Annotated in this window: 18 protein-coding genes; 5 read left to right on the forward strand and 13 right to left on the reverse strand. The window is 60.8% G+C overall.

Features of this window, described 5'->3' with window-relative positions:
• Nucleotides 1-5: 5 nt before the first annotated feature.
• The 5 genes from GGD46_RS06225 to GGD46_RS06245 form a co-directional block, all read right to left on the reverse strand.
• Nucleotides 6-854, reverse strand: a complete 849-nt coding sequence (locus tag GGD46_RS06225; protein ID WP_184702835.1) for an ATP-binding cassette domain-containing protein — start codon at nucleotides 852-854, stop codon at nucleotides 6-8.
• Nucleotides 851-1,723: an ABC transporter ATP-binding protein gene (locus tag GGD46_RS06230; protein WP_184702837.1), complete on the reverse strand. Its 873-nt coding sequence runs from the start codon at nucleotides 1,721-1,723 to the stop codon at nucleotides 851-853. The genes GGD46_RS06225 and GGD46_RS06230 overlap by 4 nt, the downstream gene beginning before the upstream one ends.
• Nucleotides 1,720-2,613, reverse strand: coding sequence for an ABC transporter permease (locus GGD46_RS06235; RefSeq protein WP_184702839.1), 894 nt, complete (start codon nucleotides 2,611-2,613; stop codon nucleotides 1,720-1,722). Before GGD46_RS06235 ends, GGD46_RS06230 begins: the two co-directional genes overlap by 4 nt.
• Nucleotides 2,606-3,613 carry an ABC transporter permease gene (locus tag GGD46_RS06240; RefSeq protein WP_184702842.1) on the reverse strand — a complete coding sequence of 336 codons (1,008 nt, stop codon included), beginning with the start codon at nucleotides 3,611-3,613 and terminating at the stop codon, nucleotides 2,606-2,608. Before GGD46_RS06240 ends, GGD46_RS06235 begins: the two co-directional genes overlap by 8 nt.
• Nucleotides 3,614-3,847: 234 nt before the next feature.
• Complete coding sequence (locus GGD46_RS06245) at nucleotides 3,848-5,383, reverse strand: ABC transporter substrate-binding protein (RefSeq protein ID WP_184702844.1); 1,536 nt, start codon at nucleotides 5,381-5,383, stop codon at nucleotides 3,848-3,850.
• A gap of 358 nt (nucleotides 5,384-5,741) precedes the next feature.
• Here GGD46_RS06245 and GGD46_RS06250 point away from each other — a divergent pair, with 358 nt between their 5' ends.
• The 3 genes from GGD46_RS06250 (at nucleotide 5,742) to GGD46_RS06260 (ending at nucleotide 10,877) form a co-directional block, all read left to right on the forward strand.
• Nucleotides 5,742-7,895, forward strand: coding sequence for an indolepyruvate ferredoxin oxidoreductase subunit alpha (locus tag GGD46_RS06250; protein ID WP_184702845.1), 2,154 nt, complete (start codon nucleotides 5,742-5,744; stop codon nucleotides 7,893-7,895).
• 9 nt (nucleotides 7,896-7,904) lie between these two features.
• A complete protein-coding gene (locus GGD46_RS06255; protein ID WP_184702846.1) occupies nucleotides 7,905-9,464 on the forward strand; it encodes an indolepyruvate oxidoreductase subunit beta family protein in 1,560 nt (519 codons plus the stop codon).
• A gap of 102 nt (nucleotides 9,465-9,566) precedes the next feature.
• On the forward strand, nucleotides 9,567-10,877 hold the full coding sequence (locus tag GGD46_RS06260; protein ID WP_184702847.1) for an MFS transporter: 1,311 nt from the start codon (nucleotides 9,567-9,569) through the stop codon (nucleotides 10,875-10,877).
• Nucleotides 10,878-10,906: 29 nt separating this feature from the next.
• On the opposite strand, the gene GGD46_RS06265 is transcribed toward GGD46_RS06260, so the two are convergent.
• The 3 genes from GGD46_RS06265 to GGD46_RS06275 form a co-directional block, all read right to left on the reverse strand.
• Nucleotides 10,907-11,413, reverse strand: coding sequence for a MarR family winged helix-turn-helix transcriptional regulator (locus tag GGD46_RS06265; protein WP_184702848.1), 507 nt, complete (start codon nucleotides 11,411-11,413; stop codon nucleotides 10,907-10,909).
• Between the two features lie 24 nt (nucleotides 11,414-11,437).
• The gene (locus GGD46_RS06270) at nucleotides 11,438-13,027 is read right to left on the reverse strand and encodes an NAD(P)/FAD-dependent oxidoreductase (RefSeq protein ID WP_184702849.1); all 1,590 of its coding nucleotides are present in this window, start codon (nucleotides 13,025-13,027) and stop codon (nucleotides 11,438-11,440) included.
• Nucleotides 13,028-13,105: 78 nt separating this feature from the next.
• The gene (locus GGD46_RS06275; RefSeq protein ID WP_184702850.1) at nucleotides 13,106-13,888 is read right to left on the reverse strand and encodes a cyclase family protein; all 783 of its coding nucleotides are present in this window, start codon (nucleotides 13,886-13,888) and stop codon (nucleotides 13,106-13,108) included.
• 395 nt (nucleotides 13,889-14,283) lie between these two features.
• On the opposite strand from GGD46_RS06275, the gene GGD46_RS06280 reads away from it, so the two are divergent.
• Entirely contained in the window at nucleotides 14,284-15,852 is a 1,569-nt protein-coding gene (locus GGD46_RS06280; RefSeq protein WP_184702852.1) for an NAD(P)/FAD-dependent oxidoreductase, read from the forward strand.
• A gap of 97 nt (nucleotides 15,853-15,949) precedes the next feature.
• Nucleotides 15,950-16,465, forward strand: a complete 516-nt coding sequence (locus GGD46_RS06285) for a MarR family winged helix-turn-helix transcriptional regulator (protein ID WP_184702854.1) — start codon at nucleotides 15,950-15,952, stop codon at nucleotides 16,463-16,465.
• A gap of 207 nt (nucleotides 16,466-16,672) precedes the next feature.
• On the opposite strand, the gene GGD46_RS06290 is transcribed toward GGD46_RS06285, so the two are convergent.
• The 5 genes from GGD46_RS06290 to GGD46_RS06310 form a co-directional block, all read right to left on the reverse strand.
• A complete protein-coding gene (locus GGD46_RS06290; RefSeq protein ID WP_184702856.1) occupies nucleotides 16,673-17,347 on the reverse strand; it encodes an amino acid ABC transporter permease in 675 nt (224 codons plus the stop codon).
• A 195-nt stretch (nucleotides 17,348-17,542) separates the two neighbouring features.
• A complete protein-coding gene (locus GGD46_RS06295; RefSeq protein ID WP_184702858.1) occupies nucleotides 17,543-18,340 on the reverse strand; it encodes an ABC transporter substrate-binding protein in 798 nt (265 codons plus the stop codon).
• A gap of 81 nt (nucleotides 18,341-18,421) precedes the next feature.
• Complete coding sequence (locus tag GGD46_RS06300; protein ID WP_184702860.1) at nucleotides 18,422-19,630, reverse strand: pyridoxal phosphate-dependent aminotransferase; 1,209 nt, start codon at nucleotides 19,628-19,630, stop codon at nucleotides 18,422-18,424.
• A gap of 189 nt (nucleotides 19,631-19,819) precedes the next feature.
• Nucleotides 19,820-20,602 carry an HpcH/HpaI aldolase family protein gene (locus GGD46_RS06305; protein WP_184702862.1) on the reverse strand — a complete coding sequence of 261 codons (783 nt, stop codon included), beginning with the start codon at nucleotides 20,600-20,602 and terminating at the stop codon, nucleotides 19,820-19,822.
• Nucleotides 20,603-20,781: 179 nt separating this feature from the next.
• The gene (locus GGD46_RS06310) at nucleotides 20,782-22,062 is read right to left on the reverse strand and encodes a cysteine desulfurase-like protein (protein WP_184702864.1); all 1,281 of its coding nucleotides are present in this window, start codon (nucleotides 22,060-22,062) and stop codon (nucleotides 20,782-20,784) included.
• Nucleotides 22,063-22,092: the final 30 nt, after the last annotated feature.

Genomic DNA, 22,092 nt, shown 5'->3' on the forward strand with positions numbered 1-22,092 from the left:
GCCTTTCAGGCTGCGTTCTCCTGCCCTGCATCGCGCCCGAGCCAGTGCGGGTCGATTTCCGGCAGAGGGATGGCATCCAGCAGCATGCGGGTATAGGCGGAGGCGGGGGCAGTGAAGACGCGCTCGCAATCGCCTTCCTCTTCGACACGGCCATGGCGCAGGACATAGACACGGTCGCAGACGGCACGGATGACCGAGAGGTCGTGGCTGATGAAGGCCATGGACAAGCCGAGGTCGCGCGAAAGCTCTTTCAGCAGATTGAGCACCTGTGCCTGCGTTGACACGTCCAAGCCGGAGACGATCTCGTCTGCCAGCACGAAATCAGGCTCCAGCAACGCGGCCCGCGCGATGCCGACGCGCTGGCGCTGGCCACCGGAAAGCTCATGCGGATTGCGATCGAGGCAGGCCTGCGGCAACGTTACCCGCTCGAGGATCTTGGCGACGCGTCGCTCAGCGTCTTTCCGGTCAGAAGCCAGCCTATGCAGCAGCAGCGGTTCGACGAGGATGCGGCGGATGGTATGGCGCGGATTGAGCGAGGCCATCGGATCCTGGAAGATCATCTGCATGCGGCGACGCAGCGGCCGCATCTCGGTATCGGGCAGACGGGTGATGTCCCTGCCGTCGAAGTGGATGCTGCCTGCGGTCACATCGACCAGCCGTAGCAGGGCGCGGCCGAGGGTCGTCTTGCCCGAGCCGCTTTCGCCGACGATGCCGACCGTTTCGCCGCGGCGGATGTCGATATCGACCCCATGCAGCACTTTGATGCCGTGGCCCGGCGGTCCGAAAAGGTGCGGCTTGGCGCCATAGGTAACTTCGATGCCTTTAGCCGACAGGAGATTATCGGAAACGCTCATCGGCCACCCTCCGGAATGCCAATCTCACGGCGCAATTGTTCGAAGACGGCTTGCGGAACCGGTGTCAACCCAGCATCCGGCCGGTCGTAGCGCGGCCCGGCCGATATCAATGATCTTGTGTATATGTGTCGGGGATGGGTGAGCACATCGCTCGTGCGTCCCTCTTCGATGACCTTGCCGGCGTAGAGCAGGGTGACGCTATCGCAAATCTGGGCGACGACGCCGAGGTCATGGGTGACGAAGATGACGGCGGTGCCATGCGCTTCCTGCAGGCCGCGGATCAGCCGCAGGATCTGCTTCTGCACGGTGACGTCGAGTGCCGTGGTCGGTTCGTCGGCGACGACCAGTTTTGGTTCCAGCGCGAAGGCTGCGGCAATCAATATACGCTGGCGCATGCCGCCGGACAATTCGTGCGGGTAGGCGTGAAGCACGCGCTCGGGATCGCGGATATGCACTTCCTCCAACAGCTTCAGCGCCCGCCGCCGAGCGTCGCCCGATGACATGCCCCGCTTCAGCCGCAGGCCGTCGGTCAGTTGCGCCTCGACGCGCCGGCCGGGATTGAGCGCCGTTTGCGGGTCTTGCGGGATCAACGAAATCTCGCTGCCCATGATGCTGCGCAATTCCCCGGCTGAGAGAGTAAGGAGGTCACGGCTTTCGAACAGGATCGATCCGCTCGTAATACGGACGCTGCGCGGCAGGATGCCGAGCAAAGCCTTGGCGATGGTGGACTTTCCGGCACCGCTTTCGCCGACGAGCCCGCGCACTTCGCCACGCTCAAGGGTGAGGGAGACATCGCGTAGGATCGGTGCGCCGCCGTCACGGTCGGATATGGCGTTGAGGCCGGTAATGGAGAGAAGTGGAGATGTCATCGGCGCATCACCGGATCGAGGGCGCGGCGCAGGCCGTCGCCGAGTTGATTGAAGGCAAGCACCGTCGCAAAGAGCGCGATCAACGGCACGACCAGAACCCACCAGCCTTGATAGATCATCTGCCGACCCTCGGCGATCATGCCGCCCCAGGTCGGCGTGTCGGATGCGACCGACAGGCCGACGAAGGACAGAATGGCTTCGACGATGACGGCGATGCCCATTTCCAGGCTGACAAGGGCGATCAGCACCGGCGTCACATTGGGCAGGATTTCGCTGAAGAGGATTCTGGCCCGCGAAAAGCCGATCGTGTGGGCGGCGGTCACATAATCCATTCGCGCTTGGGCCTGCGTTTCCGAGCGCACGACGCGACAGAAGCGTGTCCAGTCGATGATGACGATAGCGGCGATGACCGAGTGGACGCCGGAGCCGAAGACGGCGACGAGCAATATCGATAGCAATACGGGCGGGAAGGCCATCCAGATATCGACGAGGCGTGAGATGACCTTGTCGATCCAGCCGCCATACCAGCCGGCGAGGAGGCCGAGCAGCGTGCCGATCAGAGCCGCGAGGCCGGCTGCGACGAAGGCGACCGTGAGCGCGATGCGCGTGCCGAAGATCGCGCGGGACAGCACGTCACGGCCGAGATCGTCGGTGCCCAGCAGGAAGCCGGGATCGGAACCCTCGATCCAGGCCGGCGGTAGGGTGCCGGACATCAGATCCTGCTCCAGCGGATCTTTCGGCGCGATATAAGGCGCAAAGATCGCGAGGATGAGGAGCGTGAGAATGAAGCCGCCGCCGAAGATCACCTTCGGCTCGGACAGCAGCGCCCGAACGCGTTTCGCCATTCTGGAGGGCGATAGTGGTATGGCGGGCGAGGTGACGTCAGCCATGGGCGAGCCTCGGATTGAAGGCCGCGACCAGGAGATCGACTGCCAGATTGACGAGAATGAAGATGGCGCCGAAGACCAGGACAAGCCCCTGGATCAGCGGCAGGTCGCGGTTGATGACGGCATCGATCGCCATGTTGCCGATGCCGGGATAGGCGAAGATGCGCTCGACGATGACGGTGCCGCCGATGAGGAAGGTGAATTGCACGCCCGTCAACGCGATTGTCGGGCCTACGGCATTGCGCAATGCCTCCTGCAGCACCAGCCGGAGCTCGGACATACCCTTCAGCTTGGCGAGCAGGATATAATCCTGCACCATGGCCTCGGAGAGTGCGGCTTTCAGCACGCGGGCGATGATGGCGGCGAGCGGCAGGCCGAGCGCCAGCACCGGCATGACTATGTGCGCGCAGATATCGACGAAGATCGCAAAGCGAAGCGTCACCAGGCTTTCGATGAGATAGAATGGGGTCGCAAACTGCGCGTCGATGCTCGGGTCGATGCGGCCGGAGAGCGGGAAGAGCGGAAAGAGAACTCCGAGAACCAAAACTAGCGCCAAGGCCCAGACGAAATCCGGTACGGCGAGGAAAAGGCCGTTCAGACTATCGATCACAGGCTCGAAAATCGTGCGGCGGGCGAGCGTGCCGACGATGGCGACCGCGCCGCCAAGAAGAACGGCCAGAACAAGGGCGGCAAACGCAAGCTCCAGCGTCGCGGGGAGACGCTCGCCGAGCAGGGAGAGCACATCGCGCTTCAGGGAGATCGACGTTCCGAAGTCACCCATCAGAACCGATTTCAGCCAGATCATGAATTGGGTCGTTAGACTTGCATCAAGGCCGTAATGGGCGCGCAGTGCTGCGATGTCGGCAGGGCTTGCGCCCGGCGAGATCATCATGGCGATCGGATCGCCCGGCACGACGCGCAGCAGGACGAAGACGATCAACGCCACTCCGAACAGCGTGATGGCGGCCATGACCAGCCGGTTGAGAATGGAAATTGCTATCATGCGTTATGAAATCCGATGGCATTCGCTGCTGCAAATGAAGAGGCCAAGCCCCTCATCCACCCTGTCGGGCACCTTCTCCCCGTTTTGACGGGGAGAAGGGGAAGGAGGCGTCTGCAGCCTACCCCTAATTGCCTGTTCACGCGAGGGAACAGAGGTCGTTCCTTCTCTCCGCCCTTTCGACGAGCTCAGGGCGGGAAGAAGGTTAGGGTGAGGGGCAAAGCCACAAAAATGATATCAAGCCTTCGACAAGAGCGTCGGCTGCAGGGCGCCGGAGACGTTCGGCGTGACCTTCAGGCTCGACTTGTAGACGATGGGCTGAACATATTGCAGCAGCGGGATCACATAGCCCTGTTCGGCGATGTATTTGATCGCCGCTTTCCAGCCGGCAATGCGCTTTGCCTCGTCCTTTTCGACCCAGAGCGGCCCGAGCATGTCGTCGATATCCTTGGTCTTCCAGGCGGAGTGCGGCGAGGGGCCGAACATGGCGAAGCCGGTCGAGGTCGTCGGGTCGCCGATGGCATTGCCCCAGTTGTAGAAGGCGGCCGGGCCGAGCTTGTGGGCAGCGCGCAGCTCGTAATGCTTGGCGATTTCGTAGACTTCGATCTCAGCCTCGATGCCCACCTTGCGCCACATGCCGACGATCGCCTGGATCATCTCGTAGTCCTTCGGCTTGAAGCCGCGGGTGGTCTTGATGGTGAACTTCACCGGCTTCTTCGTCGAATAGCCGCTTGCCGCCAGAAGCTTCTTGGCCTGTTCCGGATCGTAAGAGATCTTGATGGAGGCGTCGTAGGCTTCGTATTCCGGGGCTTCGAGCGTCGAAAGCGGATTGCCATAGCCGCGCAGCAGCCGCTTGATGATCGCGTCCTTGTCGATCGCCATGTTGGCGGCGAGGCGGACATTCTTATCGAGCATCGGATCGACGTTGCTGATGAAGATCATACCGATGTCTGAGACCGGGGTTGCAACGCCTGCGAGACCGGACTTCTGCTTCAGCCGATCGAAATCCTCATACGGGATTTCCAGCGTCACGTCGGACGAGCCGGATTCGATTTCCGCGACGCGGCTCGTCGTGTCGGGCACGAACTTGAAGATGACCGTGTCAAAGGCGGGTTTGCCACCGAAATAGTTCGGGTTTGCCTTCAGGCGCAGATAGGAATTGCCCTCATAAGCATCGACCATATAGGGGCCGGTGCCGATCGGCTTCTTCTCGAAGCCTTCGGCGCCCACCTTGGTGTAATAGTTCTTCGGCAGGATATAGCCGGTGAGGAAGGCCATCCACTTGAAGAAGGTCGGCTCGAAGCGGACGACATCGCCGGTGATGCGGTTGCCTTCCACCTTGTAGTTATTGGCGGTCGACCAGATGAACTGGATGGGATTGCCGGTTTCCTGCTTGGCGGCGCGCTCCAGCGACCAGACGACGTCATCAGGCGTGAACTTGGAGCCGTCATGCCAGGTTACGCCCTCGCGAACGTCCATCCAGAGCTTGGTCTTGTCGTCGTTCCAACCCCATGCGGTCAGCAGGCCCGGCTGGAACTTCAGATCCGGTCCCTGACCGATATATTGGTCGAAGATCGAGCGATAGATCGCCTGGATCGTCGGGTTGACGGCGGAAGGGCCGGTCGTCGGATCGAAAGATGGCAGGTTGACGTTGAAGGCGATGGTCAGCGTGCCGGTTTCGGCAGCTTCGACAGGCGTCCTGCCTGCGAGAATCCCAGTAATAAATGCTGCTGCGCCGAGGCTCAGGGCCTCACGCCGTGTAAGTTTAGTCATGGTCACTCCGTTCCCCTGTTAAGCGGCAGAAAAAGCATGACGCTCGCCTGCCGCTGGCGATTTATTGTCGGAATGTTTTAATCCTAAAATATGTATTTTGGAGCGGCAAGCGCTTTCTCTGGTTCTTTCAAAAAATCCGGCCCGCATTTGGTACATATATTCCATGCTTCTGCATATATCTGCGCTGCTGGTCGTTATTGAGCGATTTGGGATTGAGGAGAAGAATGCATCGCTGCCGCCTTCGATCGGCAATCCATTCAGCGATATCGCATATTTGTTCGTTGACAGTTCGAGGAAGTTCAAAATATGATTTTGCAAATGATTTAAAGAAGCCCTCAAGGGCGAAGGGGTAACGACGATGGCCGAGCGATCATTTGCGCGCGAGGTCGAGGATCTGAAGCTCGGGGAAGGCGATGTCTTCCGCGGCGAGGGTATTCTCGCGATCACCAAGGCACTTCTGCAGTCCGGCGTATCCTATGTCGGAGGCTATCAGGGATCGCCGATTTCCCATCTCATGGACGTGCTGGCCGATGCCAAGGACGTGATGGAAGATCTCGGCGTTCATTTCGAGACGTCGGCATCGGAAGCGGCTGCCGCCGCCATGCTGTCCGCCTCTGTCATGTATCCGGTGCGCGGCGCCGTCACCTGGAAATCGACGGCGGGCACCAATGTTGCCTCCGACGCCCTTTCCAACCTGTCCTCGGGTGGGGTCACGGGTGGCGCACTGATCATCATCGGTGAGGACTACGGCGAAGGCTCCTCGATCATGCAGGAGCGCAGCCACGCTTATGCGATGAAATCGCAGATGTGGCTGCTCAATCCACGTCCGAACCTGCCGTCGATCGTGCAGGCGGTCGAGGAGGGCTTCGAACTTTCCGAGGCCTCTAATACACCAGTCATGCTGCAGGTCGGCATCCGCAGCTGCCATGTGCATGGCCAATTTGTCGCCAAGGACAATAAGCGCCCGGCCTATACGCTGAAGCAGGCACTGGAAAAGCCTGTCCGTGACGTCAACCGCATCGTGCTTCCACCGGCATCCTTCCTGCACGAGAAGGAAAAGCTGGAGAAGCGCTGGCCGGCTGCGGTCGATTTCATCAAGAAGCGGCGGCTCAACGAATATTTCGGCCCCTCCGAGGGTGAGGTCGGCATTATTCTGCTTGGAGGCGCCTATAATGGTGTCATGCGCGCGCTGCAGCAGCTCGGTCTTGCGGACGTTTACGGCAATTCCGCCGTGCCGCTCTATGTCCTCAATGTCGCCTATCCGCTGATCGACGATCAGATTGCCGAGTTCTGTGCGAACAAGAAGGCGGTGCTGATGGTCGAGGAGGGGGCGCCCGAATATATCGAGCAGTCCCTCAACACCATCCTGCGCCGCCGCGACATCCAGACCAAGATTGCGGGTAAGGATGTCCTGCCCATGGGCGGCGAATATACCGCCCCCGTATTGATGAAGGGCATCAAGAACTTCTTGGAAGTTCACCAGCGTGTGCTGCTCGGCAATCAGCCGCCGCTGCCCGACCCTACGCCGATCCTCAACGATCCGAAGATCAAGGCGCTGGCCGAGGTCGTGCCGCCGCGTCCGCCAGGCTTCTGCATCGGCTGTCCCGAGCGGCCTATCTTCGCGGCCATGAAGCTGGTCGAAGGTGAACTCGGCCAGCATCACATATCAGGCGATATCGGCTGCCACCTGTTCTCGATCCTGCCGCCTTTCAACCTGGGCAGCACGACCATGGGCTACGGGCTTGGACCGGCCGCTGCCTCGGCTTTCAACGTGGCGGCAGATAAGCGCGCCATCTCGGTCATGGGCGACGGCGGCTTCTGGCACAATGGTTTGGCGACCTCGGTCGGCAATGCCGTTTTCAACAAGCAGGACGGTGTCATCCTCGTTGTCGACAACTATTATTCGGCGGCGACCGGGGGACAGGACATACCGTCTTCGCGCGCGCTCAATCCGCGCCGCAAGACCAACAATTCCATCGTCAATGCCGTGAAAGGCATCGGAGCGACCTGGGTGCGCCAGATCGACCGCACTTACGATGTCGGCAAGATGCGCGATACGCTGCGCGAGGCGCTGACATCGAAGGAGCCAGGGCCGAAGATCATCGTCGCTTCTTCGGAATGCATGCTTAACAAGCAGCGCCGCGTGAAGCCGCAATTCGCCAAGGCTGTCAAGGACGGCAAGCGCATGGTCAAGGAGCGCTTCGGGGTGGACGAAGACGTCTGCACAGGCGATCACGCCTGCATCCGCCTGTCCGGCTGTCCCTCGCTCTCGGTCAAGCATACCGACGATCCGCTGAAGGACGATCCGGTGGCGGCGATCGACAATAATTGCGTCGGCTGCGGCAATTGCGGTGAGGTTTCGGAGGCCGCGGTGCTCTGTCCCTCTTTCTACCGTGCCGATATCATTCACAATCCGACAGGCTGGGATCGCTTTGTCGCCCGCCTGCGGTCCCGCGTCATCGGTTGGCTGCAGGCACGTCGCCGCGCCGGCCGCATCGTCTTCGCAGATTGAGAGGGCGATATGAACGAGCATGTGAGCATGAGTGATCTCGGCGCCAACAGACTTTCCACGGACAAGCCGCTGTCGCTTGCCGTTCTTGCCATGGGCGGGCAGGGCGGCGGCGTGCTGGCCGACTGGATCGTCGGCCTTGCCGAAGCCGAAGGCTGGATGGCGCAGACGACGTCGGTGCCCGGCGTGGCGCAGCGAACGGGCGCGACAATTTATTACATCGAGATGCTGCCGGCCCGCGACGGTCACGCACCGACCTTTTCGCTGATGCCGACTCCCGGCGATGTCGATGTCGTCATGGCGGCAGAACTGATGGAGGCCGGCCGTTCCGTGCTGCGCGGCCTGGTCACGCCGGACAAGACCGTGCTGATTGCATCGACGCATCGCTCCTTTGCTGTGGGCGAGAAGGAGAAGCCGGGCGATGGCATCGGCAACCCGGAGGTCGTGGTCGACGCGACGGATTTCGCCGCCAAACGCACGATCGCCTTTGACATGGAGACACTCGCCGTCAAGAACGGCAGTGTGATTTCCGCATCCATGTTTGGCGCGCTGGCCGGCTCCGGTGCGCTTCCTTTCGCAAAGCAGGCTTTCGAGGCGATGATTCGCGCCGGCGGCAAGGGCATCGAGCCGAGCCTCAAAGCGTTCAATGCCGCTTTCGACAGGGTCAAGGAAAAGCCGCGCGACGCTGTTTCCGCAACTCCGCCGAAGCATTTCGACGCTCTGCCAGAGACGGCTGGTCATCCGGCGCTGGACAGGCTGGTCCATCGCATCCGCGCGGAGTTTCCTGATGCGGCACACCCGCTGCTGTTTGCCGGCGCCAAGCGGCTGACCGACTATCAGGACCCGGCCTATGCCGACGAATATCTAAGCCGCGTTGCAGCGCTTCATGCGCTGGACCGTAAAGCTGGCGGTGCAACCAAGGATTTCGCTTTCACCGTGCAGGCGGCAAAATATGTCGCCGTTGCCATGGCTTATGACGATGTCATTCGCGTTGCCGATCTGAAAGTGCGCGGTTCGCGCTTCGAGCGGGTACGCAAGGAGGTCGGTGCCAAGGACGACCAGCTCGTCTATATGACCGAATACATGCATCCGCGTATGGATGAGGTCTGTGGCACCATGCCGAAAGGCGTGGGCCTGTGGATCGAGAACCGTCCGCGCCTGTTTGCCCGGCTTGACCGCTTCGTCAACAAGGGCCGACGCGTTCAAACTGGTATGCTGTTCTGGTTCCTCGGCCTCTATATGGTCTCTGGGCTGCGGCGCATTCGCCGCGGTACGCTGCGCCATTCGCGCGAGGTCGAGCATCGTGAGGCATGGCTCACCGCGGCATCCAATCTGCTGACGGCGAATTACGATCTGGCCGTCGAGGTGCTTGGCAATCGCCGCCTCGTCAAAGGCTATTCCGATACGCATGTGCGCGGCCTGTCGAAGTTCGATCGCGTCATGTCTGCGCTGCCGCTGCTGCGTGACCGTGAGGACGGCGCTGCCTGGATGAAGCGGCTGCGGCAGGCGGCGCTGCTGGACGAGAAGGGTATCGCTCTCGACGGCGCACTGAAGACTGTAGAAACGCTCTGACACGATCAGACCAATTGAACGGGGCGGGTATCCCGCCCCGTGCGTCCTCTGGATGCAGACAATATCGGCCAAGACCGATAATCTCCAAAAGGGAACGATTGCATGGACAGTCTTCGAAATGGCGTTGCGAAGGACCTCACAAGTCCTCGCGGCGGAGAGATCTCGTATGCCAAAAGCCTCGTCGTCGTCCTCATTTGCTGGCTGGCGATCTTCGCGGAAGGATATGATGTCGGCGTCCTCGGCGCTATTCTGCCGGCGCTCTCCACCGACAATGTCTGGCATCTCTCGCCGCTCCAGCTCGGAGCGATGGGCAGCTACACCGTCTTCGGCATGCTCGTCGGCGGCATTGTCGTCGGTACACTCAGCGAGCTTTATGGCCGCAAGCCGATGTTTCTCGCCTGCCTCTCGCTTTTTGCCGTCTGCACGGCGGTCACCGCCTGGTCTCCGACGCCGATGTGGTTTGGCGTCAGCCGTTTCACGGCCGGTCTTGGGCTCGGCGGCATCATCCCTTTGGCTGCCGCACTGACCATTGAATATTCGCCGACGGCGAAGAAGAACCTCAATTACGGCATCATGTATTCCGGCTATTCGCTTGGCTTGTTCGCAGCCGCGCTCGTCGGCAGGTGGCTGCTGCCGGAGCATGGCTGGCGGCCGGTCGTTGTGGTTGGCACACTGCCGGTTCTCTTCGTGCCTGTTATGGCATGGCTGCTGCCCGAGTCGCTCGACTTTCTGGTGGCGCGAGGACAAAGCGAGAAGGCGAAGCGTCTGGCTGCCAGGCTTGGCGTTTCCGTTCCTGCGGGAACTCAGCCGCGGGAAACGAGCCTCGGCTGGCGTGTCGTGCTGGGCGAGATTTTCTCGCGGAGAAACGCCTTTGCCACCGCGTGCTTCTGGATTGCATTATTCATGGGTCTGCTTCTGGTCTACGGCCTGGCTCAATGGCTGCCGCAGATCATGCGTAAGAGCGGCTACGATCTTGGTGACAGCCTGCTGTTCCTTGCCGTTTTCAGTTTTACTTCGGCAATCGGCGGTATCGTGCTTGGTCAATGGGCGGATCGTTTCGGCGTGCGGCTGACCGTCACGCTGTCCTATTTGCTCGGCGCGGTCGGCATCGCGCTTCTCGCCTTCAAAGGATCTATCTGGCTTAACTATACGGTCGTCGCCATCGCCGGTTTCGGCACGGTATCGGCATCGCTGATCCTCACCGGCTATCTGGCTGCCTACCTGCAGCCCTTCGTGCGGGCGGCCGGCACCGGCTGGGCGCTGAGCTTCTCGCGCATCGGCGCGCTTTCCGGGCCGCTGATGGGCGGATATATCGCCAGCCTGAATGTCGGTCCGGAGTGGAATTTCTACGTTTTCGCCATCATTGCCGCCATCGCGGCACTGGCGACGGCGCTCATTCCCAACAAGCGATGATCTGATCTCCAGCGGGCCTTTTGGCCCGCTTAGATCTCGTGCTTACGGATGTTGTGCAGAACTTTGTGCAGGGTCGAGATGAAGCCGCGATACTCGACTTCGTCGACGCCGTCGAACATCTGCAGGAACAGGTCGTACATGGTCGGCCACACCTTCTCGAAGGCGGCACGACCTTCCTCTGTGATGGAGACGTCACGGATGCGCATGTCCTCGACACGCGGCTGGCGACGGATGTAGCCCTGCTGCTCGAGGGAATCCAAGGTGCGGCTCATCGTCGACTGTTCGGTGACGGCAAAAACGGAGAGCTCGTTGATGGTAAGGCTGGCCGAGACGCACAGAACGGCAAGCGTTCGCATCTTGGCGGTCGTCATGTCGTATTCGCGCAGCTCTTCGGAAAGATTGGCATTCCAGCGGGCCATCAGCCGGTTCATCAGGTACGGCGCGAAGTGGTTGAGGCCGATTTCGCCCATGGTGGGGCGTTTGGCGTTCTCATCCTGCTTGCGCCTCAAAACGGTGCCTGAAAACCGTTCCTCCATCGACGATGCTCCCTAGGAAACCTGTTACTTCAGCGATGATGCGAGCAGGAAGCCGGAGCCTCCGCCGAGACCTGGACCGGGATGTGCCGAAGCGCCGATGTGGTACAGGCTTGATATGTGGGTGCGGTGGTTAACAGATGACTTGAATGGACGCCAGATGAAAAACTGGTCGAGGCCGCAATAGCCGCCATAGGGGTCGCCGCCGACCAGGTTCATGTTCATCGCTTCGAGATCACCCGGAGAATAGGCGCGACGTGCGAGCTTTATGTTAGAGAAGTTCTCGATATGGCCTGATAGCAGCGCTTCGATGCGGTCGGCATAACGTTCCCGCACCTCTTCCGTCCAGCGGCCATCGTCCGGGGTTGCGATTTCGCCGGCGGCATCGCCCTTGATATGGCGCGGCGCTTCGGGGAGCTGCAGCCAGAGGATCGATTTTCCTTCCGGGGCGCGACTGGGGTCGAGCGCCACGGGCTGCCCGACGCAAATCGTGGGTTCGGCGGGCAGGAGCCCGCGCTCGCATTCGTTGGCGGCGCGCGAGACGCCATCGAGGCCGGGGGTCAGGTGCAGCAGCGCGACCTTGCCGAGCTCGACATCGGCCTTCCAGCGCGGCGGCTCCGAAAGTGCATAGTGGATCTGCATGTCGCCCTTGCCGTAACGGTAATTGGCAACGCCGGATTTGACCTCCGCCGGCATCGGGTCAGGCCAGTCTCCCATCAGCCTGTCATACAGCTGGTTGGGTGTGACCGAGCAGATCACTCCAGCCTTGGCCTGCAAGGTCTCGCCATTCGCAAGGCGCACGCCATCGGCGCGGCGATTGGGGCCTGGGATGATGGCTGCAACATCGGCATTGAGGCGGATTTCTCCGCCGTGATCGGTAATCAGCCGTTGGAAGGCGGTCAGCAGCTGTACGGCGCCGCCCTTGACGATCGGTGCGCCGCCGAGCTCCAGCGCAAAGCCGATCACTTTCAGCATTTCGGCGGAATAGGCGCTTTCCGGTCCGAGCCCGCAATGAAGCACCCAGGGCGCCCAAAGGGCGTGAATATCCTCGGACCTGTAATTGGCTTCGAGATAGCCGCGCGCCGGCGTCAAGGCATCGCCAAACCAGGCGGCAAGCTTGCGCATGCCACGGTTCCAGCTCTGCTTGCCAACTGTCATCAGGGTCGATCCCGACCACAGCGCGCCGCCGAGCAGGGAAAACAGGAAAGGAGCGTCGGCGGCAAGCGATTCCATCTCGCGAGAGAAGGTCTGTCCGTCGCCGAGAGCCAATTCGTCGAAGGTGGCGATGTTTCGCCGCCTGTCCTTTGAAAAGATCACGTGCGAACCGTCGGGCCGCAGCACGCCTGTCGGAAGATCGGCATGGGCAAATTCCAGGCCCCGCGCCTCAAGATCCTTGCCGATGGCGCCATAGGCCGGCGAGGTCAGGAACAGCACCATGGTCGTCGCCATGACGTCGTGGATGAAGCCGGGCTCGGTGATCTCCTCGGTGCGCAGGCAACCGCCAATGCGGTCGTTGCGCTCGAGGACGAGCACCTTGTGGCCCTTCTTGCCAAGCATCGCCGCAGCGACAAGCGCATTAATGCCGCTGCCGACGATGATGTAATCATGATCGCCCATTGCCGTTGCCCCTCATAGGCAAGATAGTTGGAAAGGGCGGAGCCTAAATTGCCCCCAGACCCCAACCTTTCCAGCCTATCATGCAATCAACGCCAGTGCACGAACCGGCGAGCCGGTTCCCTTGACGAACTTCAGTGGAGCGGCGATCAGGACGGCACCCTTGGCCGGAAGCTGATCGAGATTGGAGAGGCTGGCGAGGCCATAGCGGTTGGCCTTGTGCATGAGGTTGTGTGCCGGGAAGGGCGGGTTCATGCCGCCGGCCGAACCGGCGTCGGTGCCGATCGTTTCCTGGCCCCAGCCGATGATGCCCTTGGTCAGCAGATATTCGATCGCCTCGGCGGTCGGACCCGGGGAGTGCGGGCCATTTTCGTCGGCATTCAGGAAGGTCTCGGTGGAGCCGTTGCGCTTGTACCAGTCGGTACGCAGCAGCACCCAGCTGCCGGCTTCGATCGCGCCGTTCTGTGCTTCCCATTCCTTGATGCTGTCTACCGTCAGCAGGTAGTCGGGATTGGCTGCGGCTTCCTTCGAACGGTCGATGACGTTGACGGGAGCGACGAAATTCTGCGGCGGGATGGTATCCGTGGTGTTGTTCGGATTGTCCTTGCCGGTGATCCAATGGCAGGGTGCATCGAAATGCGTGCCGGTATGCTCGCCCAGTTCCAGCCAGTTCCAGGCCCAGAAAGGACCGTCCTGGTTGTATTCGGAGATCGTGTGGACCTTGACGTTCGGCGTGTTCTTGCCGAACTGCGGCGGCAGGTAAAGCACCGGAGTATCCGGGCCGAGCGGCGCGGTGAGGTCGACGACTTTGACGGAGCCTGAAATCAGGGCGGTGGCCAGGCTGGCGAGTGTATTGGCAGTCATGATAGCGTTCCCTTTGTTGTCGCAGGATCCCGTACGGAGAACCGCTTCGCGGGTCTTCAAACGGGATCTAGCGTGAAGCCATTTTCGCCAGACGCGGGGTGCCTTTCCTCTCAGCACCAGGCCCGCGCGGCGGCGGAATGAGGGAAGCCTATGTCACAATATATGATATTGCAAGCATTCCGGCATGGCGGAGACGTCCAATTTTGACACGTTTGCGAGTGTCGCTGCCGGCTCATTAAGGTGCTGAAAATAAAAGGATATCACAACTAGCACTTTGCTGTATGCTCGCATTAGTTGCTGATGATTGTGAAATTCCCGCGAATAAATACTTGAAGCTTAAAGCTCAAGATGTATGCATGTGACAATAATAATCACCGACGAATGAGGGGCAGACGATGAGCTATGATGCGATCATAGTGGGGGCGGGCCACAATGGCCTGGCGGCGGCGGTGCATCTGGCGGCGAAAGGCTGGAAAGTCGCCGTCATCGAAGGCAATGCCGAACCGGGTGGCGCTGTCAAAACCCGAGAGGTGACGCTGCCGGGTTTCCGGCACGATCTCTGCGCGATGAACCTCTCCATGTTTGCCGGCTCAGGCTTCTTTGCGCAATACAAGAATGAGTTGTCGGCCGAAGGCTTGGACTTCGTACCTGCTGCCGATTGTTTTGCCAGCGTCTTTCGCGATGGCACCTATCTTGGCGTCAGCACCGATCTGGAAAAGACAACGGGTGCCATTGCCGACATTTCGCCTCAGGACGCCGCCGCATGGCGCCACATGCTCTCCGAGTTCGGCGCGGACGCTCCGCATATCTTCGGTCTCCTCGGATCGCCGATGCCATCCATGGCGGCCGCCAAGGTGGTCTGGAAGGCCTGGCGGCAGAAAGGCACCGGCTGGGTCTACGACACGGCGCGCATGCTGTTTGCATCGCCGCGCGATTTTCTCGATGCGCGTTTCCAGAACGCCAAGCTGAAGACGATGATGGCGGCCTGGGGATTGCATCTCGATTTTGCGCCCGATGTCGCCGGCGGCGCGCTATTTCCCTATCTCGAATCCATGGCCAATCAGGCGTTCGGCATGGTGATCGGCAAGGGCGGGGCCGATACGATCATCAAGGCCATGGCTGCGGTGTTGAAGAGCAAGGGTGGCGAGCTGATGCTCGGCACGCGCGTCGACAAGATCGTCACGGCGGGCGGCAAGGCGACGGGCGTCGTTCTAGCCGATGGGCGTCGCTACGAGGCAAAACGCGCCGTTATCGCCAATGTCCATCCCCAGGTCCTGTTCGGCAAGCTTTTGGACCGTGATCAGTCGCGGCAGGAGTTCGATAGGAAGGTTTCCCACTTCCGCGCCGGCCCCGGCACGATGATGATCCATCTGGCGTTGTCGGGTCTTCCGGATTGGACGGCGGGCAAGGCGCTGCAGAACTTCGCCTATGTTCATATCGCGCCTGATCTTGAGATGATGTCCCGCGTCTATGCCGAGGCGATGGGCGGGCTGTTGCCTGCCGAGCCGGCCTTGGTGGTCGGGCAGCCCACGGCGATCGATTCCTCGCGCGCGCCTGCCGGACAGCACACGCTCTGGATACAGGTGCGTGTGTTGCCGGCAGAGTTCAGCGGCGATGCAGCCGGTCAAATCAGCGGCGCAAGCTGGGATGAGATCAAGGATGCCTATGCCGAGCGTGTCCTCGACATTGCCGAGCGCTATGCGCCCGGCCTGCGTGGCAAGATACTGGGACGGTCGGTGTTCTCTCCGGTCGATCTCGAACGCGAAAACCCGAATCTCGTCGGCGGCGACAATCTCTCCGGCAGCCATCATCTCGACCAGAACTTCCTGTTCCGTCCCGTTGCAGGCTATTCGCGCTACAAGACGCCAGTGGGATCTCTGTTCATGTGCGGGGCTTCGACATGGCCCGGCGCGGGGACGGGAGCCGGCTCCGGCTTCATGTTGGGGAAAATGCTGGCCAAGTAGGCCCAATCCGACTTGACGGCCAAACCTTTGACATTTCAAATATCGTTCCCTAGATCGCTTATCTGAGTGATGCGGAACGATAGACCGAGGCGACGTCATGACAGAGTCCGAGAGTGCAACCGTTGACCTGGAGATCATCGTTCAGGGCGCACAGGAAGGCAAAAAGCTGGAGCTGCGGCTCTGGTTGCGGATGCTGTCAACCACGAAGCTGGTCTCGCAGGAAATCCGCCGCCGGCTACGCAACGAATTCGGGGCGACCCTGCCGCAGTTCGACCTGATGGCGCAGCTCTATCGCGAGCGCGACGGCCTGCGCCTTGGAGAGCTTTCCAAGCGAACCATGGTCACCAACGGCAATGTCACGGGGCTGGTCGAACGGCTGGAGACGGACGGGCTGGTGCTGCGCGTGACGCCCGATGGCGATCGCCGCGTGACGGTTGCCAAGCTTACGGAAAAGGGCATGGTGCTATTCGGTGCCATGGCGACGGCTCACGAGGGCTGGCTGCGCGACATGATGGCGGATGTCGATCCTGCGATCGTTACCGAGCTGTGGCAGGATATCGGTGCGGTGAAGTCGTCGGTCAGCAACCACCTGTCTGGCAGCGATTTCGACTGACTAGAGTCTTTCCGCTTTTCTTCGAAACGCGAAAAGGCTCTATCTCTTTATTTTTCCGCGATTCTGGACGGAAAACCGCTTCGCACTTTTCAGCGAGTTGCTCTGGGGTTTCAGCGGCCCAGCGTTTCTCTGAAACGCCAGGCCGCTCCCCTCTGTTATCTCCGATAATTCCGCGCCAAACCGCTATGCACTTTTCCTGGGGATGCCTTAGCGGGCGCGCTCGCTCTTGAACTTCTTTTCGAGGACGCTCACCAGACGGACCATCGGCCAGAGCAGGATAACGTAGACCACCGCTGCCATGATGAGCGGCGAGGGATTGGCGTAGAACCCTTGCGCGTTCTGCCCTTCCTTCAAGAGTTCCGGCAGTGCAACCGTCGAGGCGAGCGAGGTATCCTTGAACATGGAGACGCAGTTGCTCGTGGTCGGCGGAATGACGATGCGGACAGCTTGCGGCAGTACGACCTTGTAGAGCGTGATCAGGAAGGGGATGCCGAGAGCGGCGGCAGCTTCGAACTGGCCGCGCGGCACGCTTTCGATACCCGAGCGGAAGACCTCGGCCGAATAGGCCGCAAGCACGATGGAAAAGCCAATGATTGCGGACCACCAGGCCGAGAAGCTGATGCCGACGAAGGGTAGCGCATAATAGATCAGGATCAGCACGACCAGCATCGGCATGGCGCGCATGATGTCGATATAGGCGATCATCAGCAGCTGGATCGGCTTCGGCGCATAAAGGCGGATCAGGCTGACGATGAGGCCGCCAGTGACGCCGATCAGGATGCTGACGACGCCGAGTGCGATGGTCATCCAGAGCCCGCGCAGCAACTGCGGGAAGGCCGAAATCATGACGTCGGAATTGAAGAAGGTATCGACGAAAGACATTGGCACTCCCGTGTGCAAGACGAAGACAAGATTTCTTGGAGCATTTCTGCATTCAACGGAGTCGCAGAAATGCTCTATCTCTTTGTTTTTACGCAATTCCTGGCGCAAAATCGCTTCGCACTTTTGCTGGAATTGCTCTTGTATCTACGCCGGTCGTCACGACCGGCGTAGCCTATTTCGGTGATGATCTTTTGATCACGCCTTAGGGATAGGCAATTCGGTGACGGTGGAGGAGCCAGCCGGTGCCTTGCCGCCGAACCACTTCTCGTGGATCTTGTCCAGCGAGCCATCTTTCTTCATCGCGGTAATGGCATCGTTGATCTTGGCGAGGAGCGGCGAATCCTTGGTCATCATCAAACCGTACTGTTCGCCGGTCTTGATGCGATCCTTGATGGCGAAGCCCTTGGTCTTGACGAAGAGGTACTGCATGCCCGGGATGTCGCTGACGACGGCGTCGATGCGGCCGGCACCGAGATCGAGGAACATGTCCTGCTGCGAGTTGTAGCCCTTGATGTCGGCAAAGCCTTGGGCGGCCTTGTTGTCGTTGACCCATTTCTCGCCGGTCGAGCCGGAGAGTACGCCGACGACCGCGCCCTTGAGATCGGCGAGCGCCTTGATCGAGCTGCCTTCCTTGGTGGCGACGCCCATGTCGGAATCGTAGTAAGGCTGTGTGAAGGACTGCGACTTCAAGCGCTCCTGCGTGATGGTGATCGACGAAATCGCCACATCGATGCGCTTGGAACTGGTTGCCGCAAACAGGGCCTGGAAGCCGTAGTCGGCAATGTTGGTCGACATGCCGGCGCGCTTTGCGGCTTCGTTGACGACATCTACTTCGAAGCCTTCGAAGCCGCCATTGGCGGTCTTGTATTCGAAGGGCGGGTTATTCGGATAGGAACCGACGTTCAGGACATCGGCCGCGTAGGCGAAGTGGCTTCCACCGGCCAGGCCGACGGCGGTCGCAAGGACCAGTAGACTGCGACGAGTTATATGCATTTTCTTGGTCTCCCTCTGATTATAGCTGCGGGCTTTCCTCTCACCCGCGGTAGTCCCCGTCCGCCCAAGCGGGCGGTCGTCTCATGTCATCGCATCGACCATACGGTCGAGGGCGAGGCGCATCTGTTCGGTTTCGCGGAAGGTGCACATGCGCAGGAAGGCACGGGACGACTCTCCAAAATGGTATCCGGGCGCCAGACCGACGCGGGCCGTCTCAAGAATGCGCTCGCACAAGGCGGTCGCATCGGGTTCCCCCTGCAGCGCGAAGAAGGCATACATGCCGCCGCGCGGCTTTTCCGGCAGGATCATGCCCGGTATTTTCGGCAGCTTCTCATAGGCCAGATCGAGGCCGGCCTTGATCCGTCCGCGGATTTCCGAAACCAGCGGCTCGCCTTGACGTAAAGCGGCGGCGGCTCCTGCCTGAACCATGGCCGAAGTGCCGCTGTTGATATACTGCGTCATCGCGCCGAGCTGATCGGCGACGGCCGATGGGTGCGTCAGCCAGCCGACGCGCCAACCCGTCATCGCCCAGGCCTTCGAGAAGCTGTTGATCGCGATCACGCGATCGCCATCCTCGGCCACCTGCACGATCGAGGGCGCGATTTCGCCATCGAAGTAGAGGCGGGCATAGACCTCGTCGGAGATGATCCAGATGCCGGTGCGGCGGCTGAAATCGAGCAGCGCCTGCATCTCCTCGCGAGACGCCGTCCAGCCCGTGGGGTTGGAGGGGGTCGAGAGGAAGATGGCACGCGTGCGCGCATCGCAGCGTGCAAAGAGCTTGTCGAGATCGAGGCGCCAGTCGGTATCGAAGTCGAGAGAGACAGGACGCGGCTCGCCGCCGATCAGGTGGATGGCGTTGTGGATGTTCGGCCATTGCGGCGCGACGTAGACGACATTGGTGCCGACATCGACGAGCAATTCGAGCGCCATGTAGAGCGCCTGCATGCCGCCGGGGGCGACCGTGGTGCGCTCGATCGGGATGGGGCGGCCGTGCCAATGCGTCTGATAATCCGAAAGAGCCTCGTTCAACGTCGCCAGGCCGCGCATGTTCGGGACATAGAAGGTTGCGCCGTCATCGAGCGTTTTCTTCGCGGCGTCGCGGATGAATTCCGGGGTCACCACATCACCTTCGCCGAACCAGAGCGGAATGACACCGCCGAGTTCGCGGGCACGCTTGGCGAGCACGGCAATGTTGTCGGTGCGCATGTCACGAATCTGGGCGCGAATGCCTTCGAGGGCATCGCGGCCCGTGATCGCGTTCGGCAGGTTATGCTGCGGCAGAAGAGACAAGAAATTTCCCCTGGGAATCCGATGTTGAAGAAACGAAACGAGTGCTGAAATTCATGCCTGGATTGCCATTTGATTTCGAATGGTTATCCAAAAACCAATGCATTTCAAGGGTAAAGTTTAAGCTTAAAAAGTCCGCATTCCTGCCCGAATCGACAGTGGCGTCAGCAAGAGGTAAGGCTTTGGAACAAATCATTTTTCCTTCACCTCCAAACTGCCGCTCGACTTCTTTGCATCGATGACGCCGGCGGCCATGCCGGCGCCGAGAAACATCGTATCGCTTGCGAGTATGAAGAAGCTTATGCCCGCTTCCGACCATGCAGCGACATCATCCGGCGACGGACGGAAAATACCGACCGTGCGACCCGCTGTGAGGGCTGCTTTGGTAATGGTGCGAATGGCGGCGTCAAGCTTGTCCTTGCCGGTTGGTCCCATCGCGTCGATTGAGACCGAGAGATCGCCGGGGCCGATGAAAATAAGATCGACACCAGCTACGGCGGCGATTTCAGCAATGTTCGCAAGCCCTTCGGCGGTCTCCACCTGAATGGCAAGCACGAGCTCGGCATTGGCCTTGGCGAGGTAATCCGGAATGCGATAGCCGTAGGCTGCGGCCCGGCCCGGGCCGACGCCGCGGGCGCCGAGCGGGGGGTAACGCATGGCTTTGACGACGGCGCGCGCCTGCTCCGCCGTCGAAACGCGTGGGACGAGAACGCCCGCGGCCCCGGCATCCAATACGGCGGCGATATCTTCCGCCGCATGTCCCGGCACACGAACCATGGCGGGAACGCGATGGATATCGGCGGCCCGGATCAAATCCTCGATGCGCTCGCGGCTGATCTGAGAGTGCTCCCAGTCGATGCAGAGGAAATCGACGCCGGAGGCTGCCGTTACTTCGATGGCTACCGGATGCGGAATCGCGGCAAAGGTGCCGATAAGCAGCCTATGCTCGATGCAGTTCCCGCGGAAATCGCTCATCCTTTTCCTCCCACTTCAGCGGTCCACCCGACGACGGATAGACCGAAACGACCTAGCTGCGAAGCGACATTCTGTTTCGAACCTCGGGTTGCTTGCGACGCGCTGCCGATCGGGTCGGCGGCGCGGAGGCATTGCGGTGGCGGGGTTGTTCGGGCGCCGCCACCGCTCACGGACACGGCTTACTTGCGCCGTGCCATGATCTTGGTCAGGACCGCATCGAAGCGGGCGATCTCCTCGACCTTGTTGTAGTGCACGAGCGACACGCGGATAGCGCCCGTTTCCATCGAAAGACCCAGGCGTTTCATCAGGCGCGGTGCGAACATGTGGCCGTCGCGCAGGCCGATACGCTCCTTGCCCATCTCGCCAGCGAATTCCTGCGGCGTGATGCCCGGTATGTTGAAGCAGATTGTGGGAACGCGCTGTTCCAGCCGGTTTTCGTCGGAGATGCCATAAATAACGGCGCCGTGGCGCTTGAGAACGGCGATCATTTCGCGCGAGAGCATCAGCTCGTACTGGCGGATCGCGCCCATGGCGGCAGCGAGTGCTTGGCGGCGGCTATGCTCGCCATTTGGCAGGAAGCGACGGCCGAGGCCTTCGAGATATTTCACTGCGGCGTTCATGCCGGCGACGTTCTCATAGGTGAAGGTGCCGACCTCGATCTTGTAGGGCGGCACGTCCGGAATGAAGTCTTCCTTGAATGTGGGAAGCTTGACCAGCGCATCGTAGCGGCCCCAGAGGAAGCCCATGTGCGGTGAAAAATTCTTGTAGCCCGAGCAGACAAGATAATCGCAGCCCCAGGCCTGCACGTCGATCAGACCGTGCGGACCGTAGTGGACACAATCGAGGAAGGTTTCGGCACCGGCTGCGGCCGCCAGCTTGCAGACGGCGGCGACATCGACGATCGTGCCGATGGAATGCGCGGTGACCGTGCAGGCGACGAGGCGGGTCTTGTCGTTGAGCAGCGGCTTCAGATCTTCTACATGCAGCGTGCCGTCCTCGCGCATGCGCCACCATACGATCTTGGCACCGTCACCTTCCAGCGCCATCCAGGTGGCGATGTTGGCGTCGTGATCCATGTCGGTGACGACGATTTCGTTGCGCTCGCCGAGCAGCTTGGCGATGCCGAGGCTCACAAGGCGGATGAAGGAGGTGGCATTCTGGCCGAAGGAGATTTCTTCCGGGCGATAGGCGTTGACCAACATGGCGACGCTTTCGCGCGCCTCATCCAGATTGCGGTCGACGCCCTGGCTGTGCTGGTATTTCGCCATGCGCTGGACGTTGAAATCGATGAGATGGTTGGCAACCGCGTCGACCACCGCCTGAGGCACCTGTGCCCCGCCCGCATTGTCGAGAAAGACGAAGTCGCCGGCCTTCTGAATGGCCGGGAACATGGCGCGGACCTCGTCGACCGGGAAGCTGTTATGGCCGGCGAATTGCGATGCGGAAGCGGCGGAGCTCATGGGGATCTCGCTCTGGATGTTGGGATTGGA

It is taken from the genome of Martinezella lusitana (genome assembly GCF_014207095.1).
GTDB classification, from domain to species: Bacteria; Pseudomonadota; Alphaproteobacteria; order Rhizobiales; family Rhizobiaceae; genus Rhizobium; species Rhizobium lusitanum_B.

Bases quoted from the DNA above. Each gene is read 5' to 3' on its own strand.
- GGD46_RS06225 (WP_184702835.1), bottom strand. From the start codon at position 854: ATGAGCGTTTCCGATAATCTCCTGTCGGCTAAAGGCATCGAAGTTACC.
- GGD46_RS06230 (WP_184702837.1), bottom strand. From the start codon at position 1,723: ATGACATCTCCACTTCTCTCCATTACCGGCCTCAACGCCATATCCGAC.
- GGD46_RS06235 (WP_184702839.1), bottom strand. From the start codon at position 2,613: ATGGCTGACGTCACCTCGCCCGCCATACCACTATCGCCCTCCAGAATG.
- GGD46_RS06240 (WP_184702842.1), bottom strand. From the start codon at position 3,613: ATGATAGCAATTTCCATTCTCAACCGGCTGGTCATGGCCGCCATCACG.
- GGD46_RS06245 (WP_184702844.1), bottom strand. From the start codon at position 5,383: ATGACTAAACTTACACGGCGTGAGGCCCTGAGCCTCGGCGCAGCAGCA.
- GGD46_RS06250 (WP_184702845.1), top strand. From the start codon at position 5,742: ATGGCCGAGCGATCATTTGCGCGCGAGGTCGAGGATCTGAAGCTCGGG.
- GGD46_RS06255 (WP_184702846.1), top strand. From the start codon at position 7,905: ATGAACGAGCATGTGAGCATGAGTGATCTCGGCGCCAACAGACTTTCC.
- GGD46_RS06260 (WP_184702847.1), top strand. From the start codon at position 9,567: ATGGACAGTCTTCGAAATGGCGTTGCGAAGGACCTCACAAGTCCTCGC.
- GGD46_RS06265 (WP_184702848.1), bottom strand. From the start codon at position 11,413: ATGGAGGAACGGTTTTCAGGCACCGTTTTGAGGCGCAAGCAGGATGAG.
- GGD46_RS06270 (WP_184702849.1), bottom strand. From the start codon at position 13,027: ATGGGCGATCATGATTACATCATCGTCGGCAGCGGCATTAATGCGCTT.
- GGD46_RS06275 (WP_184702850.1), bottom strand. From the start codon at position 13,888: ATGACTGCCAATACACTCGCCAGCCTGGCCACCGCCCTGATTTCAGGC.
- GGD46_RS06280 (WP_184702852.1), top strand. From the start codon at position 14,284: ATGAGCTATGATGCGATCATAGTGGGGGCGGGCCACAATGGCCTGGCG.
- GGD46_RS06285 (WP_184702854.1), top strand. From the start codon at position 15,950: ATGACAGAGTCCGAGAGTGCAACCGTTGACCTGGAGATCATCGTTCAG.
- GGD46_RS06290 (WP_184702856.1), bottom strand. From the start codon at position 17,347: ATGTCTTTCGTCGATACCTTCTTCAATTCCGACGTCATGATTTCGGCC.
- GGD46_RS06295 (WP_184702858.1), bottom strand. From the start codon at position 18,340: ATGCATATAACTCGTCGCAGTCTACTGGTCCTTGCGACCGCCGTCGGC.
- GGD46_RS06305 (WP_184702862.1), bottom strand. From the start codon at position 20,602: ATGAGCGATTTCCGCGGGAACTGCATCGAGCATAGGCTGCTTATCGGC.
- GGD46_RS06310 (WP_184702864.1), bottom strand. From the start codon at position 22,062: ATGAGCTCCGCCGCTTCCGCATCGCAATTCGCCGGCCATAACAGCTTC.